Here is a 19162-nt window from a genome sequence, read left to right as displayed (position 1 = left end):
GTTTTTCAGGCAATGCGCGAAGGGGCTTAAATCGCCTCTTCGTCCTCTTCACCGGTACGGATACGCACCACGCGCGCCACGTCAAAGACAAAGATTTTGCCGTCACCGATTTTGCCGGTCTGCGCGGTTTTCATAATGGTTTCTACGCAGGTATCGACGATATCGTCACCCACCACCATTTCGATTTTCACTTTTGGCAGAAAATCAACCATGTACTCAGCGCCGCGATACAGCTCAGTGTGACCTTTCTGACGACCAAAGCCTTTCACTTCACTGACCGTCATCCCGGTGATGCCCACTTCAGCTAACGCTTCACGTACATCATCGAGTTTGAATGGTTTGATAATTGCATCGATCTTTTTCATGACAGATCCTTTTTAACTCCCTCCATGATGGACGGATAAATATAGTATACGTGTTCCTGCCGCCGCCGCAGCAAGCTACTCTTTAAATTCGCTGGCGTCCAATTCATGGCGCGACAGCAGCTTATAGAATTCAGTGCGGTTACGTCCAGCCAGACGCGCAGCGTTGGTGACATTTCCTTTGGTCATCTGTAGCAATTTACGCAAATAGTTGAGCTCAAACTGATTACGCGCTTCGACGAAAGTGGGCAACGCGGTATTTTCGCCCGCCAGCGCCTGTTCAACCAAAGCATCACCGATCACCGGCGCGGTACTCAAGGCGACGCACTGCTCAATCACGTTGACCAGTTGGCGCACATTGCCCGGCCATGCCGCGCTGACCAACCGCTTCATTGCATCCACCGAGAAGCTACGCACAAAAGGTTTATGGCGATCGGCCGACTGGCGCAGCAGATGATTTGCCAGCAGCGGAATATCTTCAGCGCGCTCGTGCAGCGCGGGAATCTTCAGGTTCACCACGTTTAGGCGATAGTAGAGATCTTCGCGGAAACTCTTCTTCTCCATCGCTTTGGGCAAGTCGCGGTGCGTCGCGGAAATAATCCGCACGTTGATATCCAAATCGCGGTTGCTGCCTAACGGCCGCACTTTGCGCTCCTGCAGCACACGCAGCAGTTTCACCTGCAGCGCCTGCGGCATGTCGCCAATCTCATCGAGAAACAGCGTGCCGCCCTCGGCCGCCTGGAACAGACCTTCACGTGCGCTAACCGCGCCGGTAAAGGCGCCTTTAGCGTGGCCAAACAGCTCGGACTCTAAAAGCTGTTCCGGCAGCGCACCGCAGTTGATGGCGATGAACGGCTTAGTGGCGCGCGGGCTGGCGGCATGAATTGCCTGCGCCAGTACCTCTTTACCGGTGCCACTTTGCCCATTGATCAACACGCTGACGTCAGATTGCGCCACCATGTGCGACTGGTCCAGCAAACGCAGCATCTGCGGATTGCGCGTCACAATCGCTTCACGCCAGCAGTCATCGCTGATCGGCGCGCGCTGGGCCAGCGCTTCATCTATCGCTTTGTACAAGGCGTCACGATCAACCGGTTTGGTCAGAAAACTGAACACGCCTTGTTGCGTGGCGGATACCGCTTCCGGGATCGATCCGTGCGCGGTGAGAATGATCACCGGCAAGCCCGCATGACGTTTCTGCACTTCGCCGAACAGCGCCAGACCATCCATTTCGTCCATGCGCAGGTCGCTGATCACCAGATCGACCTTCTCTTTTTGCAGATGGCGCAGGGCTTCTGGCCCGCTGGCGGCCGTCGCGACCTGATAGCCTTCACTGCTTAGGCGCATGCCAAGCAGTTTCAATAAGCCCGGATCGTCATCCACCAGCAATAAACGTGCGGCTTGTTTCATGGTTACTGATCCTCACTTTGCACATCGCTGCCGCCGTGCGATGTGTCGCTGCTGTCGGGCGCTTTGCGCGACGATAGCTGGCGTTCAATATCGGTTAAACGCTCTAACTTGCGTTGGGTATCGGCCAGCGACTGACGCATTTTGGTTTGCTGCTGTCGCAGGTTATCCATCTCCGCATCATTACTCTGCTGCAAAGCGGCGTAGCGTCCACGCGCTTCACTCAGCTCCAGTTGAGCCGCCTGATTGCTGCGCCACAGCTGCAACAACGGACGCACCGCCGCCGGATACGCCGCGCTGTAACCGTCTAAGGTGGTGACAAAATCACGGCGCTCAACCGGCGTGACGTTACCGTTAGCGAGCAAGATGCCCTGCTTGAAGGCGCGCGCCCAGCCTTGCACCGGCCAACGACGTGCTTCAGCCCGCGCTTCGGCCGGCGATAAGCGCTCGGCGCAATCCATGGCGCGCTGCCAATAGAGCGGATTGCCGGCGGAGGCTGGCGTTTCGATTTGCCACACGTTTTGGCAATCGGCCGCCAGATAATCCGGCAAGCGCACGTCCGGTTCTGGCACGCTGACGCCATTATGCTGCGTACGATCTTGTGACGGTGCCTGGCAGGCGCTGAGGCCCAAAACCAGCACGGCACTGGCCACAAGTTTGAATAGGGTTAATTTCATTAATCAGGCATTCCCGGCGCTGGTCGTCAGAATGATACGAAAACAGACATCCGCATCCTTGCGTGTTACCAACTGCAGATCGCCGTGCATCCTGCGCAGACAATCTTTGGCGATGCTCAAACCCAGCCCGCTGCCTTTAACCGGCCCTTTGCGCTGTTGGCTGCCCTGATAAAAGGGCTCAAAAATCATCGCCTGCTCTTCAGCCGGAATCGGTGTGCCGGTGTTTGCTACCTCAATCCACACCTGGTTGCCCTTCTGCTGGCTCTGCAGCCAGATGTTACCGGATTCGCTGCCGTAGTTCACGGCGTTCGAATAGAGGTTATCAATCACTCGCTGCAGCAGCGTCGCTTCCGCCAGACAATGATGCACTTGCAGATCAACATGAGTCGTCATTTCACGCGCATTGGCGGGCAACGAGTGCACTTTTACCACCGAATCAATGATTTCATTTAGCGCCACGGGCTTCAGCGCCATTGGGCCATCGGCCAGTTTGCGGTTGTAATCGAGTAACTGCTCGATTAGCCGCTGTAAATGGCGGCTGCTGGTATCGAGGATTGCCACCACTTCCTGCTGCTCGGCATTCAGGGGACCAGCGACCTGATCGGCCAGCAGTTCAGTGCCTTCACGCAGGCTGGCGAGCGGCGTTTTCAGCTCGTGCGACAGATGACGCAAAAATTCGTGGCGCTGCTCTTCCAGCCAGCTTAAACGCTCACTCAGCCAGACGATGCGCTGCCCCAGCGAACGGATCTCACGCGGCCCCCGGAAGCTACCGCTATCGCCCAGCGCTTTACCTTCGCCCAGGCGATTGATCATACGTTCGACCCGTTTCACCGGACCGATGATCATTCCCGTAAACAGCAAGACCAACACCAGGCTTATCAGGAACAATATCAGCGCCTGCCAGCCAAAAAACTGACCGCGATCGGCGATTTCACGCTGCAGCTGTAAACCGCGCGAAAACACCACTTCGCGCGTTGCCTGCACCATTTGCGTATTGTTATCTGAAAAGCGCTCCAACGCGCTGGCGGCTTGTGCCTCAGGATTGCCGTTGTCGCATTGCAACTGCTGCAGCTGCGGCAAGGTGGTTTGCAGCACTTTAAAAGAGGGCAGATCGGGTAAACTGGCGGCGTGGCTGCTGAGCATTTGGCCGTAGCGCGTCCATTGCGTTTGATACAGCTTCGCCAGCGACACATCGCCGAGCACGCAATATTGACGATAGCTGCGCTCCAGCTCCAGCGCGGTTCGCGCCATCGCTTCACTGCGACGCACATCGGTAAAGGTGTTGCGGTTGGTATCGGCTGCCTGGTTGCTTAATGCCGAAAGACTTTCCCACGCTTGCCACGCCAGAACTAATAACGGCAGCAGAACCAGCAGGAAAGCCATTAACACTAACTGCCGCAGAGATCGGGGAAACAGACGCCATTTCATCACAACCGCGCTTCCTTAAATGTGAGCTGCAGGCATGCTAGCGAAGTATCAAAAGGGAAGAAAGGCCAGATATGAAAACGGCAGGCCTTTTGGCCTGCCGTGGGAGCGACGCCGCAGCATCGCTTGCAAATTAGGTGGAGCCTAACTCAACGTTGCGTCCGATGTTTGATAACGTTGTAGAGCAAACGATTATCGGTGAGGTGGACGACAGGCTCCGTTTGGTGCGTCATTCGGTTTTTATGAGCTCAGCCGCTAAAGCGGGGCAATCATAAACAGGTGAATGAGCCACGCAAGGAGTATAGCAAGTATCGTGCCAATAAATAAATAGCATTTATTATCAGAGAAATACCAGACAGGAAGCGGGATCCGGGAGAAAAGCGGACCGGACGGTCAGTGAAAAGTGTCGCTGATTAGCAACGAGTTTAGTACGCTAATTTACTCGCTATATAAATCAATAATTTAAGTGTCACCTTTTGGCGACAACATAAAGGCGGGATTGTCGTTGTTTTCCGACAGTTGGGAACCCATGCGGATGTTAGCAAGGTCGCCATGAATGGCGACCTTACGAGAGATGTGAAAAAGGCCGCTGTTTAGCGGCCTTTGTTTTGCTTATCCCAACTGCTTGCGCGCGTTGCGGAAGATACGCATCCACGGGCTGTCTTCGCCCCACTCCGCCGGATGCCAGGAGTTGCTCACGGTACGGAACACACGCTCTGGGTGTGGCATCATAATGGTGACGCGACCGCTTTCGTTGGTTACCGCAGTGATGCCGTTAGGCGAACCATTCGGGTTGGCCGGATAGCTTTCTGTCACTTTGCCGAAGTTATCGACGAAGCGCAGCGCCACTAAACCTTTGCTCTCCAGCTGTGCCAGATGCGCGCCGTCACGCACTTCGACAAAACCTTCACCGTGCGATACCGCGATTGGCATATGCGATCCGACCATGCCATCCAGCAGCAGCGATGGACTCGCCGCGACTTCAACCAGGCTGAAACGCGCTTCAAAACGCTCGGACTGGTTGCGCACAAAGCGTGGCCACAGCTCGCTGCCTGGAATCAGTTCACGCAGGTTCGACATCATCTGGCAACCGTTACACACGCCAAGTGCCAGCGTTTGTGGGCGATGGAAGAAGTTCTCGAACTCATCACGCACGCGGCCATTGAACAGAATGGATTTCGCCCAGCCTTCGCCCGCGCCCAGCACATCACCGTACGAGAAGCCGCCGCAGGCGACCAGCGCCTGGAACTCTTCCAGACCGCGACGACCAGCCAGCAGATCGCTCATGTGCACATCAACCGCAGTAAAGCCTGCACGATGGAAGGCGGCAGCCATTTCCACGTGTGAGTTAACGCCCTGCTCACGCAGCACTGCCACACGCGGACGTGCGCCCGTCGCAATCATCGGTGCCGCAACATCTTCTTCTGGCTTGAAGGTCAGATGAACGTTCAGACCTGGGTCGTTATCGTCTTTTTTCGCTGCATGCTCCTGATCGGCACAGGCTGGGTTATCACGCAGACGCTGCATCTGCCAGGTGGTTTCTGCCCACCAGGTACGCAACGTGGTACGGCTTTCGCTGTACACCGCGCTGTCGCCAGAACGGATCACGAAGCGATCGCCCGGCAACGCTTTACCAATCACATGCAGGTTAGCGCTCAGGCCGTGGTCAGCAAACACCTTCTCGACTGCTGCACGATCCGCTGCATTGATCTGCAACACTGCGCCGAGCTCTTCGGTGAACAAGGCGGCTAACGCATCGCTGCCCAGCGCGGCGATATCGGCTTCGATACCGCAGTGACCGGTGAAGGCCATCTCCGCCAGCGTGACCAACAGGCCGCCGTCAGAACGGTCGTGGTAAGCCAGCAGTTTCTGCTCAGCCACCAGCGCCTGAATGGCATTGAAGAAGCCCGCCAGCTGCGTGGCGTCACGCACGTCGGCAGGCTTGTCGCCCAGCTGACGATAAACCTGCGACAGCGCGGTCGCGCCAAGCGTGTTCGCGCCGTTGCCGAGATCCACCAGCAACAGCAGGTTGTCTTGATCCGCTTGCAGCTGTGGCGTCACGGTGCGACGCACATCTTCAACGCGCGCAAAGGCGGTGATCACCAGCGACAGCGGCGAGGTCATTTCGCGCTGTTCGTTGCCATTCTGCCAGCGGGTTTTCATCGACATCGAGTCTTTGCCTACCGGAATGGTGATACCCAGCGCCGGACACAGCTCTTCGCCGACCGCTTTCACCGCAGCGTACAAGCCGGCGTCTTCGCCCGGGTGACCAGCAGCGGCCATCCAGTTTGCGGACAGCTTCACGCGTTGCAGCGAACCAATTGAGGTTGCAGCGATGTTGGTTAGCGCTTCACCGACGGCCAGACGACCTGAAGCGGCGAAGTCGAGCAACGCCACTGGCGCGCGCTCGCCGAGGGAGAAGGCTTCACCGTGATAGCTATCGAGGCTGGCGGTGGTGACGGCGCAGTTCGCAACCGGAATCTGCCACGGACCTACCATCTGATCGCGCGCGACCATGCCGGTTACGCTGCGGTCACCAATGGTGATCAGGAAGGTTTTTTCTGCCACGGTCGGCAAGTGCAGCACGCGATTTACCGCATCCGCTACGCTAATGCCGTCACGCTGCAGCGCATCACCTTTAGCCTGCTGGCTGGCAACATCACGCGTCATCTTCGGCGTTTTGCCCAGCAGCACGTCAAGCGGCATGTCGATTGGCTTGTTGTCGAAATGGCTGTCGGCGAGGTTCAGATGCAGCTCTTCGGTGGCTTCACCGATAACGGCATAAGGTGCGCGTTCACGCTTACACAGCTCGTCAAACAGCGCCAGTTGTGCAGGGGCAACCGCCAGTACATAACGTTCCTGCGACTCGTTACACCACACTTCCAGCGGGCTCATGCCTGGCTCATCGCTGAGGATGTCGCGCAGGTTGAAGTTACCGCCACGATTACCGTCGCTCACCAGTTCTGGCATCGCATTCGAAAGTCCGCCCGCGCCGACGTCGTGGATAAACAGAATCGGGTTGGCTTCGCCCAGCTGCCAGCAGCGGTCGATCACTTCCTGGCAACGACGTTCCATTTCTGGGTTGTCGCGCTGTACTGACGCAAAGTCGAGATCGGCATCTGATTGGCCAGACGCCATCGAAGATGCCGCGCCGCCGCCCAAACCGATGTTCATCGCCGGTCCACCCAGCACGATCAGTTTGGCGCCCACCACGATTTCGCCTTTCTGCACGTGATCGGCACGGATGTTACCGATGCCGCCCGCCAGCATGATTGGCTTGTGGTAGCCGCGCAGCTCCACGCCATTGTGGCTGTTGACGCGCTCTTCATAGGTACGGAAGTAGCCGTTCAGGGCAGGACGACCAAATTCGTTGTTGAACGCCGCGCCGCCCAATGGGCCTTCGGTCATGATATCCAGCGCGGTGACAATGCGATCCGGCTTACCGAAATCCTCTTCCCACGGCTGTTCAAAGCCTGGAATACGTAGGTTCGATACCGAGAAACCGACCAGACCGGCTTTTGGCTTGGCGCCACGTCCGGTTGCGCCTTCGTCACGAATCTCGCCACCGGAACCGGTCGCGGCACCCGGCCACGGTGAAATGGCGGTTGGGTGGTTATGGGTTTCGACCTTCATCAGGATATGTGCTTCTTCCTGATGGAATTCGTATTCGCCCTTCTGCGCATCGGCGTAGAAGCGGCCAACCTCGGAACCTTCCATTACCGCAGCGTTGTCTTTATAGGCAGACAGCACGTGCTCAGGATTATGTTCAAAGGTGTTTTTGATCATTTTAAACAGCGACTTCGGCTGCTTTTCGCCGTCGATAATCCAGTCGGCATTGAAAATCTTGTGACGACAGTGCTCAGAGTTTGCCTGCGCAAACATGTAGAGCTCGATGTCGTTCGGATTGCGGCCCAGCTTAGTAAAGGCATCAAGCAGGTAATCGATCTCATCATCGGCCAGCGCCAGGCCCAGCGTGGTGTTGGCCTGCTCCAGCGCGCTGCGACCGGCGCCCAACACGTCAACGCTCTTCAGCGGCTGCGGCTGATGGTGAGCAAACAGCTGCTGCGCATCGTTGAGGTCAGCGAACACCGTTTCCATCATGCGGTCATGCAGCAGGCTAGCCAGTTGCTGCCACTGTGCTTCCGTCAGCTCAGGCGCCTGCACATAGAAGGCCATACCGCGCTCGAGACGCAATACCTGTGGCAGATCGCAGTTGTGGGCAATGTCGGTGGCTTTCGATGACCACGGAGAGATAGTGCCGGGACGCGGCGTTACCAGCAACAGACGCCCTTGTGGCGCGTGTTCGGCGAGAGAAGGACCGTATTTCAGCAGGCGTTGCAGGCGGGCTTGCTCATCCGCGCTGAGCGGTGCACTAACATCGGCAAAATGGACGTACTCGGCGTAAATATCACTCACCGGAAGGTGAGCGTCCTGAAAGCGGGTCAGCAGTTTGTTTACACGAAATGCCGACAGAGCGGGCGAACCACGCAGAATTTCCATCATTAAAGATCTCTCGTCTTTGAAGTGCCGGGCGACGCTTCATTGGGCGCAACAGGGGAAAACGGGCGGTATTATAGAGAAACAGCACGGGTTACGAAACCGTTTGCGCATAAATTCTGGCACCTGGCGTTTGGCTGAATTTTGCACAATTCTTGCTATAAAAGTTGCCCTGCCCCTTTTTGTTGCGCAAAATGCCCCTCGCTCTGGGAGTTAAAACAACATAAATACTGCCTTTAAAAGACAGAGGCCTGTGAGCCATTACGAGACAACTATTTGAAACGCCTAAAAATAAACTATCTGTTTATCGGTCTGATCACCGTGCTGCTTGCGCTAGCATTGTGGCCTTCCATCCCGTGGTACGGGGGCGGAACAGACGCGCTATCACAGATCAAATCACGCGGAGTGCTGCGCATCAGTACCGTTAACTCTCCGCTGACTTACTACACCATTAACAATGCACCAGCCGGTATGGATTACGAGCTGGCGAAGCGCTTCGCCGATTACCTGGGCGTGAAACTGGAAGTTGAGGTGCGTCCTAACCTCGGCGATCTGTTTGACGACCTCGATGACGGAAAAGCGGATTTGCTGGCTGCCGGCTTGATCTACAACAGCGAGCGCCTCGCACACTACCAAAGTGGCCCGAGCTACTATTCGGTGTCGCAGCAGCTGGTGTACCGCATTGATAAGCCCCGGCCGAAGAATCTGGGCGATCTCAAAGGCCGCCTGATTGTGCAGTCCGGTTCGGCATATCTGTCAACTTTACGTTCCGCCAAAGCTGACAGCTATCCCGATCTCGACTGGGCTATCTCCACCGATCAGGGCCAGAAAGCGCTGCTTGAAGCGGTTGCCGACGGCAAACTCGATTATACGGTGGGCGATTCGGTCACCATCGGCCTGCTACAGCGCATTCATCCGCAGCTGGCGGTGGCATTTGATGTGACCGATGAAGAGCCGGTAACCTGGTATTTGCCGCGTAACGATGACGACAGCCTGAGCGCTGCGATGCTCGACTTCTACAGCCAGATGGGCGAGGAAGGCACCATGGCGCGGCTGGAAGAGAAGTATCTCGGCCACGTTGGCACCTTTGACTACGTTGATACCCGCACCTTCCTGCGCGCCATTGATAACACGCTGCCGGATATCAAACCGCTGTTTGAGAAATATTCTGCCAGCATGGATTGGCGTTTACTGGCGGCGATCTCTTATCAGGAATCGCACTGGAATCCGCAGGCTACGTCGCCAACCGGCGTACGCGGCATGATGATGTTGACGCGCAATACCGCCGATAGCCTCGACGTTGACGATCGCCTCGATCCCGAACAGAGCATTCGCGGCGGCAGCGAATATCTCAAGCGCATGATGGAGAAAGTGCCGGAGACCATTCCGGAAGAGGAACGTATCTGGTTCGCGCTGGCGGCATATAACATGGGCTACGCGCACATGCTGGACGTGCGCAAGCTGACGGCAAAACAGGGCGGCAATCCGGACAGCTGGGCCGATGTGAAGCTGCGTCTGCCAATGCTCAGTCAGAAGCGCTACTACACGCAAACCACTTACGGCTATGCGCGCGGCCACGAAGCCTATAACTACGTTGAGAACATCCGTAAGTATCAGATCAGTTTGGTGGGATATTTGCAGGAGCAGGAGAAGCGTTTAGCGCAGCAGTCTGCGCTGGAAGCGGAATTAGGCGCCGGTTACCCGGCGGTCGAACCGAAAATTGCGATGAATTAACCGGTGCGCTGCGCCTGACGCAGCGCCTTCTTCTGCTCGCGACGCATGCGGAAGAAGTCACTCAGCATCCCGGCACACTCTTCCGCCAGCACGCCGCAATCAATCTGAATTTGATGATTCATGCCGGGATGACCAATCACATCCAGCAGTGAACCGGCCGCGCCGGTTTTCTCATCTTTAGCGCCATACACCAGCCGCGTGATGCGGCTGTGCACCATCGCACCGGCGCACATCACGCAGGGTTCCAGCGTGACGTACAGCGTGGTATCCAGCAGACGATAGTTTTCCAGTACTTTGCCGCCCTGGCGCAGCGCCATGATCTCGGCATGTGCGGTAGGATCGTGCTGACCAATCGGCCGATTCCAGCCTTCGCCAATCACCTTGTCACCCTGCACCAGCACCGCACCAACCGGCACTTCGCCCTGCTCCCACGCGCGCTTCGCCAGTTCCAGCGCATAACGCATCCAATATTCATCAGTTTGTGGGTTCACCGGGCAGCTCCTGCGGACATTTAAGGCGGCGCATTATAGCGATGCTGCTGCCGGAATCGAAGCGTTATTCCAGCTGTTGCAGCTCACCGCTTGGCGTGACGCGCCAGCGGTGCTGACAGAAGAACAGCAGCGGGTTGTCCTGTTTGCTGTCGCTGTAGCCGCTATACAGTTGCAGCGGCGTGCCGATTTTCTCCTCCAGCTGCGCCACCTTTTCATGGCCGAGGCAGCGCATTGACAGCAAACGTCCGCCACGGCCCGGTTTCATCTGGCTAGCGATCAACTGCACGCGCGGTAAGAAGGCCGAATCGAAATAGACTTGCTCCACCAGCGACTGCGGCGAACCGGTAATCAGCCAGACATCGGCATCGTTACTGCTGAGGTAGTCGGTAAGCCGCTGCTGCACCACCGGAAATGCGGTAACACGCTGGCGGAACCACTCGGCGAATTCAGCCTCACGCTGGCGCAGACGTGTTTCGCTGTGGCCGAAAGTGATCGCCCACAGTAATAAACTCATCGGCCAGCGTGCGGCGCGGCCTTTGAACAACATGCCGAGACCGATCACCGGCAACAGCGGCACCACCAGCAGCAGATTGATCGGCTGACGTCGCAGCAGATAGCGCATAAAGGTGCCAAACATGTCTTGCTGATGTAGCGTGCCATCGAGATCGAAAAACACCACGCGTCGTTGTGTACCCTTTGTCAAACAGCACTCCTTCTCTATCCTTCGCGGTTTCTGCACTACAGTGTAGCCAGCTTCGGCGTTCGAGGCGAAAGCTGCTATTTTTAATTCCAATGACTACAATGCCATTTGAATAGTTTATTCTTCGCGTTTACGCGCTGTTTGCGGATAAAGGAATTAAGGATCGAACCATGAGTTCATTGCTGCGCATTCGTCAGCTCTACCCGCGACTGGCGCTAAATGAGCGTCGGCTGGCGGATTTTTTGCTGTCGCAGCCGGATCGTGCACGGCATCTCAGTTCACAAAAACTCGCCGAGGAATCGGGCGTCAGCCAATCCAGCGTGGTGAAGTTCGCCCAAAAGCTCGGCTATAAAGGCTTTCCGGCGCTAAAGCTGGCGCTGAGCGAGTCGATGGCCGATCGCGATGCGATTACCGTGCATAACCATATTCTCAGCGACGATCCGCTGAAAGTGGTTGGCGAAAAGTTGCTGACCGAGAAGATCTCGGCGATCCGCGCCACGCTGGATATCAACAGCGAAGAGAAGCTGCTGCTAACCTTGCAGCTGCTGAAAAACGCTAATCGTATTTTGCTGGTCGGCATCGGTGCGTCCGGTTTAGTGGCGAAAGATTTTTCGTGGAAGCTGATGAAGATCGGCATTAATGCGGTGGCGGAACAGGATATGCACGCCTTGCTCGCCAGCGTGCAAGCAATGGCGCCAGGCGATGTGCTGCTGGCGATCTCCTATACGGGCGAACGCCGCGAAATCAATCTGGCGGCGCAGGAAGCCGCGCAGGTCGGTGCCGATGTGTTGGCCTTCACCGGTTTTACGCCGAATGCCCTGCAGCAATGCGCCACGGTTTGCCTCTACACCGTGGCGGAAGAGCAAAGCACGCGTAGCGCGGCGATCTCGTCGACCAGCGCGCAGCTGGCGCTGACCGATCTGTTGTTTATGGCGCTGGTACAAAACGATCCCGAACGCGCCTCCAGCCACATTCGCCACAGCGAAGAGTTGGTGAAAAAGCTGGTCTGATGAGATCAGGCGCGTATAATACCCGCGCCTTTTCTGCTGTTATTGGACTTCCGCTATGGCCCTGCTCATCACCACTAAATGCATCAATTGCGATATGTGCGAACCTGAATGCCCAAACCAGGCAATCAGCTTAGGCGATGCGATCTATGAGATTGACGTCGACCGCTGCACCGAGTGCGTGGGCCATTATGATGTGCCGACCTGCCAAAGCGTCTGCCCGATTGATAACACCATTATTCTCGATCCACAGCACCCGGAAAGCCGCGAGGCGCTGTGGGAGAAGTTCGTGGTGTTGCACCCTTAGTTCTCGATAATCACCGTTGCGCAGGCGTAATGGCGTTCATCCGCTAACGTCACATGCACGTGCTTCACGCCGAGCTGGCTGGCAATCACTTTGGCCTGCTCAAAGAAACGTAATCCCGGCTTGCCCAGCGCATCGTTGTAGACTTCGAACTGATTGAACGCCAGCCCACCGCGAATGCCGGTGCCGAAGGCTTTTGCTGCCGCCTCTTTCACCGCAAACCGTTTGGCAAGAAAGCGCACCGGTTGCTGGTGCGCCTGATATTGTTGCCACTCGGCTTCGCTTAATACGCGGCGTGCCAGACGGTCGCCGGAGCGCTCAATGACGCCCGCAATGCGCTCGATCTCTACGATATCGCTGCCGAGTCCGAGAATGGCCATTAGCGACGCGCTTCCCGCATCAGCTGCTTCATTTCGCTGACCGCATCTGCCAGACCGCTGAACAGCGCACGACCAATAATCGCATGGCCGATATTCAGCTCGTGCATTTCCGGCAGTTCAGCAATCGGCTGCACGTTGTGGTAGGTCAAACCGTGGCCGGCATTCACTTTCAGGCCAAGGCTGGCGGCGAAAGTCGCGGCTTTACGAATGCGTGACAGCTCTGCCTGGCGCGCGAGACCTTCGGGCGCTTCGGCATAGGCGCCGGTATGAATTTCGATGTAAGGCGCGCCGCTGGCAACCGCTGCTTCAATCTGGCGGTGATCGGCATCAATAAATAACGAAACCAGAATGCTGGCATCGCTCAACAGGCGCACCGCAGCATTGATTTTATCCTGCTGGCCCGCCACATCCAGCCCGCCTTCGGTCGTCACTTCCTGACGTTTTTCCGGCACCAGACAAACAAAGTGCGGCTTGATTTCGCAGGCAATGTCGATCATCTCGTCAGTGACCGCCATCTCCAGATTCATGCGCGTCTGGATGGTGTCACGCAGAATGCGCACATCGCGATCGGTGATGTGGCGGCGATCTTCACGCAGATGCACGGTAATGCCGTCGGCGCCGGCCTGCTCAGCTACAAACGCGGCCTGCACCGGATCGGGATAGTTTGTGCCACGTGCATTACGTACGGTGGCAATGTGGTCAATGTTGACGCCTAACAGCAACTCAGCCATGACAATCCTTAAATGTGTTCAGTGTGTTTGCAGTGTACCGCGCTGAATATATCAGGCGGTACGACCAGCGCTAGTCGTTTGCCACATCGGGTTTCTTTTTTGGCACAAACTGGCGAAACAGTTCCTGACTCTTCAGCGGCTTACCGCCAAGATAGGGCTTCAGCGCCATACGCGTAAAGCGTTTGGCGGCGCGTAGAGTATCGGCATCGGGGAATTCGCGTTCCCACAACGCCCGCAGCTGGCGGCCGGTAAAGCTGCGCTGATTGACCACCAAACTGGCGATGAAGCCCTTCTCTTCGCGGTAGCTGTAGGTCATGCCGTCAGCAACCTCTTCCCCGCTGCCGGCGCAATGCAAAAAATCCACGCCGTAGCCGAGATGTCCAAGCAGCGCCAGCTCAAAGCGGCGTAGTGCCGGTTCAGGCGAGCCGTTGCCTGCCGCCAGCGTTTGGATGCAATTCAGGTAATCGAAGAACATGTCAGAGAAGGGAATTTGCTGCTCCAGCACCCGCGATAGCAGCTCGTTGACGTAGAGTCCGCAATAGAGCGTGATGCCGCTGAGCGGCAATGCCAGCGAAACGGCTTCGGCATTGCGCAGCGTTTTGACGTCACCGCGTCCGCCCCAGCGCACCAGCAGTGGCGTAAAGGGTTGCAGTGCACCTTTCAATTGAGAGCGGCGCGAGCGGGCGCCTTTGGCAAGGACGCGGACGCGCCCTTCACTTTCGCTGAACAGATCGAGGAGCAGGCTGGTTTCGCTGTAGGGGCGACTGTGCAGCACAAAGGCGCGTTGCCAGCCTTCCATCAATTAACCTTCGTCAGAGTAACCTAAGCTGCGCAGCGCACGTTCATCGTCCGCCCAGCCAGATTTCACTTTAACCCACAGTTCGAGATGCACTTTCGCTTCAAACATCTCTTCCATGTCTTTACGCGATTCAATGCCGATGGTTTTGATCTTGGCGCCTTTATTGCCGATGACCATCTTCTTCTGGCCTTCGCGCTCAACGAGGATCAAGCCATTGATGTCGTAACCGCCGCGATCGTTAGACACAAACTGCTCAATTTCTACGGTAACGGAGTAAGGTAGCTCAGCACCAAGGAAGCGCATCAATTTTTCACGGATGATCTCAGACGCCATAAAGCGCTGTGAGCGGTCAGTGACATAATCTTCCGGGAAATGGTGCTCAGATTTTGGCAGGCATTTGCGCGCAATTGCTGCAATAGCATCAACGTTTTTGCCGCTTTCCGCAGAGATCGGTACGATTTCGAGGAAGTTCATCTGCTGGCTGAGGAACTGCAGATGCGGCAACAGAATGCTCTTGTCCTGAATGTTGTCGACTTTATTGATCGCCAATACCACTGGAACTTTGTTATCACGCAGCTTGTTGAGCACCATCTCATCGTCTGGCGTCCAGCGCGTGCCTTCAACTACAAAGATCACCAGCTCAACGTCACCGATGGAGCTACTGGCGGCACGGTTCATCAGGCGGTTGATCGCCCGCTTCTCTTCCATGTGCAGCCCTGGCGTATCCACGTAGATCGCCTGATAAGCGCCTTCGGTGTGGATGCCCATGATGCGGTGACGCGTGGTTTGCGGCTTGCGTGAAGTGATCGACACTTTCTGCCCCAGCAACTGGTTCAGCAAAGTGGATTTACCGACGTTTGGTCGGCCTACAATCGCGACAAAGCCGCTATATGTTTCGAGTTCGCTCATTCGAGTCCTGACTTGGGCAGCGTCGCTGTCGACGCTGCGATGTGACTATTTATTCGAGGCCAAGCTTAATTAACGCCTGTTCGGCGGCTGCTTGCTCGGCTTTACGGCGGCTGGAGCCAATGCCCACCACCGGTTCTGCCATGCCACTCACCTGACAGTGAATGGTGAATTCCTGATCGTGGGCTTCGCCACGCACCTGCACCACCAAATACGATGGCAGTGGCAGATGACGTCCCTGCAAATACTCCTGCAGGCGCGTTTTCGGATCTTTTTGTTTATCGCCCGGACTGATCTGTTCCAGTCGCGAGTGATACCAGTCGAGAATTAACTTTTCGACGGTTTGAATGCTGCTGTCGAGGAAAATGCCGCCGATCAAGGCTTCAACGGTATCCGCGAGGATCGATTCGCGACGGAAACCGCCGCTTTTCAGCTCGCCCGGACCGAGGCGTAAACATTCGCCAAGGTCGAACTCGCGCGCCATCTCCGCCAGCGTATTGCCGCGCACCAAGGTGGCACGCATGCGGCTCATGTCGCCTTCGTCCACGCGCGGAAAGCGGTGATAGAGCGCATTGGCGATCACGTAGCTGAGAATAGAATCGCCAAGAAATTCAAGACGTTCATTGTGTTTGCTGCTGGCGCTACGGTGCGTCAGTGCCTGCTGCAATAAATCCGGATGAGTAAAAGTGTAGCCCAGTTTGCGCTGCAGCTTGTTAATGACGATGGGGTTCATGCTATTCCAGTTGTTCTGTGCGTCTATCACTGCATACGAAACAGGGCTGAGGTTCCAACCTGTTCTGTTTGGTGTGCACTGGCCTCCCGAAAGAGAGGCCAACCTTTTTTGAAGCTAATTAGTGAATCCCACCAATGCGGCTAAAGCGCACGCCGGTCGGCCACTGTCCTTCTTGTTTTTCGAAGCTCATCCAGATAGCCACCGCTTTGCCGACCAGATTCTTCTCGGGCACAAAGCCCCAGTAGCGGCTGTCGGCGCTGTTATCGCGGTTATCGCCCATCATGAAATACTGCCCTTGCGGCACAATCCAGGTCGATTGCGGCTGGCCCGGCTGCTGATAATACATGCTTGCCTGACTTTGCGCTTCGTTTACCAGCAAGATATCGTGCGTTACGTTGCCCAATGTCTCTTTACGGGTGCCGAGACGCAGGCCGCCCTTCATGGTTTCGCCCTGCGGTGCCTGGAAGAAGCCGTTGCCGGTTTCATTGCCATCAAAGCCGCTGAAGGTCTGAATGAAGTTGCTTGGCTCAACGTTAGTGTAAGTCACCGGCAGCGCCGTGTCGCAATTGCCGCTGCTGCAACCCGGATTGATGGTCAGGGTTTTGCTGTAAGGATCAAACACCACTTTGTCGCCCGGCAAGCCAATCACGCGCTTGATGTAATCCACGCTTGGGTCTTTCGGGTATTTGAATACCGCGACATCACCGCGCTGCGGATGGCCGGTTGGGATCAGCGTGGTTTGAGTAATCGGATCTTTAATGCCGTAAGCAAACTTCTCCACGAGGATGAAGTCGCCAATCAGCAGCGTTGGCATCATTGAGCCCGATGGAATCTGGAACGGCTCAAAAATAAACGAACGTACGATCAATACCACCGCCAGCACCGGGAACACCGATGCGGTGGTTTCTACCCAACCCGGCTGCGCGGCTACTTTCGCCAGCGTTTTACTGTCGAGTGCGTTGCCAGCCTGCGCTTGCGCAGCAGCCTGCTTCGCACGACGCGCCGGTGCCCATTTAAAGCGATCGATACACCAGATAATGCCAGTGACCAGTGTGGCGATCACTAAAACCAGGGCAAACATGTTAGCCATTAAAAATCCTTATTTGCTGTCTTTACCGACATGCAGAATGGCAAGGAATGCTTCCTGCGGCAGCTCAACGTTGCCGACCTGCTTCATTCGCTTCTTACCGTCTTTCTGCTTCTGCAACAGTTTCTTCTTACGGCTCACGTCACCGCCATAGCATTTCGCCAGGACGTTTTTACGCAGCTGTTTTACCGTTGAGCGAGCGATAATGTGGTTGCCGATTGCCGCCTGAATCGCAATATCAAACTGCTGACGTGGGATCAGATCTTTCATCTTCTCCACCAGATCGCGGCCACGATATTGTGAGTTATCACGGTGAGTAATCAGCGCCAGCGCATCAACACGTTCTGAGTTAATCATCACGTCGACACGCACCATGTCAGAGGTCTGGAAACGTTTGAAGTTATAATCCAGCGAGGCATAACCGCGCGAGGTTGATTTCAGACGGTCGAAGAAGTCGAGAACCACTTCCGCCATCGGAATCTCATACGTCAGCGCAACCTGCTTGCCGTGGTAAACCATGTTGGTTTGCACGCCACGTTTTTCGATACACAGCGTAATGACGTTGCCGAGGAACTCCTGCGGCAGCAGCATGTGACACTCCGCAATCGGCTCACGCAGCTCAGCAATATTGTTCAGCGGTGGCAGCTTCGACGGGCTATCAACGTAGATAGTTTCGCCGTCGGTGGTTTCCACTTCATACACGACGGTTGGCGCGGTGGTGATCAGATCCAGATCGTATTCACGCTCCAGACGCTCCTGAATGATCTCCATGTGCAGCAGACCGAGGAAGCCGATGCGGAAACCGAAGCCCAGCGCCGTTGAGCTCTCTGGTTCGTAGAACAGTGACGCATCGTTGAGGCTCAATTTGCCAAGCGCATCACGGAACGCTTCATAGTCGTCAGAGCTGATCGGGAACAGACCGGCGTAAACTTGTGGCTTCACTTTCTTGAAGCCTGGCAACACGTTCTCCGCCGGATTGCGCTGCAAGGTCAGGGTATCGCCCACTGGCGCGCCGAGGATGTCTTTAATCGCACACACCAGCCAGCCTACTTCACCGCAGTTCAGTTCATTGCGATCAACACGCTTCGGCGTGAAGATGCCGAGGCGGTCAGCGTTGTAGCTTTGACCGGAGCTCATGACTTTAACTTTGTCGCCTTTGCGCAGCGTGCCGTTCTTAATACGAATCAGCGAGACCACACCCAGGTAGTTATCGAACCAGGAATCGATGATCAGCGCCTGCAGCGGACCTTCCGGATCGCCTTCTGGCGGCGGGATGTCACGCACCAGACGTTCCAGCACGTCGGGTACGCCAACGCCGGTTTTCGCCGAGCAACGCACCGCATCGGTCGCATCAATGCCGACGATATCTTCAATCTCTTCCGCTACGCGCTCTGGATCGGCGGCAGGCAGGTCGATTTTGTTCAGTACCGGTACCACTTCCAGATCCATTTCCATTGCGGTGTAGCAGTTTGCCAGCGTCTGCGCTTCAACGCCCTGCCCTGCATCGACCACCAGCAATGCTCCTTCACACGCCGCCAGCGAGCGGGAAACTTCATAGGAGAAGTCAACGTGACCGGGAGTATCGATAAAATTGAGCTGGTAAGTTTCACCGTTCAGCGCTTTGTAATCGAGCGTCACGCTCTGCGCTTTAATGGTAATGCCGCGCTCACGTTCCAGATCCATGGAGTCCAGAACCTGCGCCGCCATCTCACGATCGCTCAGGCCACCACAAATTTGAATCAAACGGTCAGAGAGCGTTGATTTGCCGTGGTCAATGTGAGCGATGATGGAGAAATTTCGTATGTGCTTCATTTATATGAATATCTTCACGTAGAAAATCAGTGGGAAACTTGAGCACGGACACATTCAGGAAAGTGAGCTTTACCCGGAACCCTGTCGGCCTCATTAATGACGACGCATAT

17 protein-coding genes are annotated in these 19162 nt (G+C 56.1%); 3 read left to right on the top strand and 14 right to left on the bottom strand.

The annotated features are described in order from the left end of the window. Positions 1 to 26: 26 nt before the first annotated feature. From glnB to purL, 5 genes are all read right to left on the bottom strand, one after another. Positions 27 to 365, bottom strand: a complete 339-nt coding sequence (gene glnB, locus PanJK_RS12770; protein WP_007886217.1) for a nitrogen regulatory protein P-II — start codon at positions 363 to 365, stop codon at positions 27 to 29. A 75-nt stretch (positions 366 to 440) separates the two neighbouring features. Next, positions 441 to 1772: a two-component system response regulator GlrR gene (gene glrR, locus PanJK_RS12765; RefSeq protein WP_256697131.1), complete on the bottom strand. Its 1332-nt coding sequence runs from the start codon at positions 1770 to 1772 to the stop codon at positions 441 to 443. A gap of 2 nt (positions 1773 to 1774) precedes the next feature. Beyond that, positions 1775 to 2446, bottom strand: a complete 672-nt coding sequence (gene qseG, locus PanJK_RS12760; protein ID WP_265300131.1) for a two-component system QseEF-associated lipoprotein QseG — start codon at positions 2444 to 2446, stop codon at positions 1775 to 1777. A 3-nt stretch (positions 2447 to 2449) separates the two neighbouring features. Next, positions 2450 to 3877 carry a sensor histidine kinase gene (locus PanJK_RS12755; protein ID WP_256697133.1) on the bottom strand — a complete coding sequence of 476 codons (1428 nt, stop codon included), beginning with the start codon at positions 3875 to 3877 and terminating at the stop codon, positions 2450 to 2452. 606 nt (positions 3878 to 4483) lie between these two features. Next, positions 4484 to 8374: a phosphoribosylformylglycinamidine synthase gene (gene purL, locus PanJK_RS12750; protein ID WP_265300128.1), complete on the bottom strand. Its 3891-nt coding sequence runs from the start codon at positions 8372 to 8374 to the stop codon at positions 4484 to 4486. 270 nt (positions 8375 to 8644) lie between these two features. Between purL and mltF the strand changes: the two genes are divergently transcribed. Then, positions 8645 to 10102: a membrane-bound lytic murein transglycosylase MltF gene (gene mltF, locus PanJK_RS12745; protein ID WP_256697136.1), complete on the top strand. Its 1458-nt coding sequence runs from the start codon at positions 8645 to 8647 to the stop codon at positions 10100 to 10102. Here the strand turns inward: mltF and tadA are convergent. Both tadA and yfhb read right to left on the bottom strand, forming a co-directional pair. After that, the gene (tadA, locus tag PanJK_RS12740; RefSeq protein WP_008101500.1) at positions 10099 to 10593 is read right to left on the bottom strand and encodes a tRNA adenosine(34) deaminase TadA; all 495 of its coding nucleotides are present in this window, start codon (positions 10591 to 10593) and stop codon (positions 10099 to 10101) included. The two genes, mltF and tadA, sit on opposite strands and share 4 nt — an antisense overlap. A gap of 64 nt (positions 10594 to 10657) precedes the next feature. Then, positions 10658 to 11296, bottom strand: a complete 639-nt coding sequence (gene yfhb / locus PanJK_RS12735; RefSeq protein WP_008101503.1) for a phosphatidylglycerophosphatase C — start codon at positions 11294 to 11296, stop codon at positions 10658 to 10660. A gap of 167 nt (positions 11297 to 11463) precedes the next feature. Here yfhb and PanJK_RS12730 point away from each other — a divergent pair, with 167 nt between their 5' ends. Both PanJK_RS12730 and PanJK_RS12725 read left to right on the top strand, forming a co-directional pair. Then, positions 11464 to 12303, top strand: a complete 840-nt coding sequence (locus PanJK_RS12730; protein ID WP_256697137.1) for a MurR/RpiR family transcriptional regulator — start codon at positions 11464 to 11466, stop codon at positions 12301 to 12303. A 55-nt stretch (positions 12304 to 12358) separates the two neighbouring features. After that, a complete protein-coding gene (locus tag PanJK_RS12725; RefSeq protein WP_008101505.1) occupies positions 12359 to 12607 on the top strand; it encodes a YfhL family 4Fe-4S dicluster ferredoxin in 249 nt (82 codons plus the stop codon). On the opposite strand, the gene acpS is transcribed toward PanJK_RS12725, so the two are convergent. The 7 genes from acpS to lepA form a co-directional block, all read right to left on the bottom strand. Continuing rightward, positions 12604 to 12984 (bottom strand): holo-ACP synthase, encoded by a 381-nt coding sequence (acpS, locus tag PanJK_RS12720; protein WP_061718003.1) that lies wholly within the window; start codon positions 12982 to 12984, stop codon positions 12604 to 12606. The genes PanJK_RS12725 and acpS overlap by 4 nt on opposite strands. Then, the gene (pdxJ, locus tag PanJK_RS12715) at positions 12984 to 13715 is read right to left on the bottom strand and encodes a pyridoxine 5'-phosphate synthase (protein ID WP_265300121.1); all 732 of its coding nucleotides are present in this window, start codon (positions 13713 to 13715) and stop codon (positions 12984 to 12986) included. The genes acpS and pdxJ overlap by 1 nt, the downstream gene beginning before the upstream one ends. 70 nt (positions 13716 to 13785) lie before the next feature. Further along, positions 13786 to 14514 (bottom strand): DNA repair protein RecO, encoded by a 729-nt coding sequence (recO, locus tag PanJK_RS12710; RefSeq protein WP_008101510.1) that lies wholly within the window; start codon positions 14512 to 14514, stop codon positions 13786 to 13788. Positions 14515 to 14517: 3 nt separating this feature from the next. After that, positions 14518 to 15423 carry a GTPase Era gene (gene era, locus PanJK_RS12705; protein WP_008101512.1) on the bottom strand — a complete coding sequence of 302 codons (906 nt, stop codon included), beginning with the start codon at positions 15421 to 15423 and terminating at the stop codon, positions 14518 to 14520. Positions 15424 to 15472: 49 nt separating this feature from the next. Then, positions 15473 to 16153, bottom strand: a complete 681-nt coding sequence (gene rnc, locus PanJK_RS12700; protein ID WP_036620136.1) for a ribonuclease III — start codon at positions 16151 to 16153, stop codon at positions 15473 to 15475. A 118-nt stretch (positions 16154 to 16271) separates the two neighbouring features. Next, positions 16272 to 17243: a signal peptidase I gene (gene lepB, locus PanJK_RS12695; RefSeq protein WP_265300116.1), complete on the bottom strand. Its 972-nt coding sequence runs from the start codon at positions 17241 to 17243 to the stop codon at positions 16272 to 16274. 9 nt (positions 17244 to 17252) lie between these two features. Then, positions 17253 to 19052, bottom strand: coding sequence for a translation elongation factor 4 (gene lepA, locus PanJK_RS12690; RefSeq protein WP_256697141.1), 1800 nt, complete (start codon positions 19050 to 19052; stop codon positions 17253 to 17255). Between the last annotated feature and the right edge of the window lie 110 nt (positions 19053 to 19162).

This window comes from Pantoea sp. JK (assembly GCF_026130245.1).
In the GTDB taxonomy this organism is placed as follows: Bacteria; Pseudomonadota; Gammaproteobacteria; order Enterobacterales; family Enterobacteriaceae; genus Pantoea; species Pantoea trifolii.
Note: the sequence above shows the minus strand (reverse complement) of the source record. Positions and strands in the feature narration are given on the sequence as shown.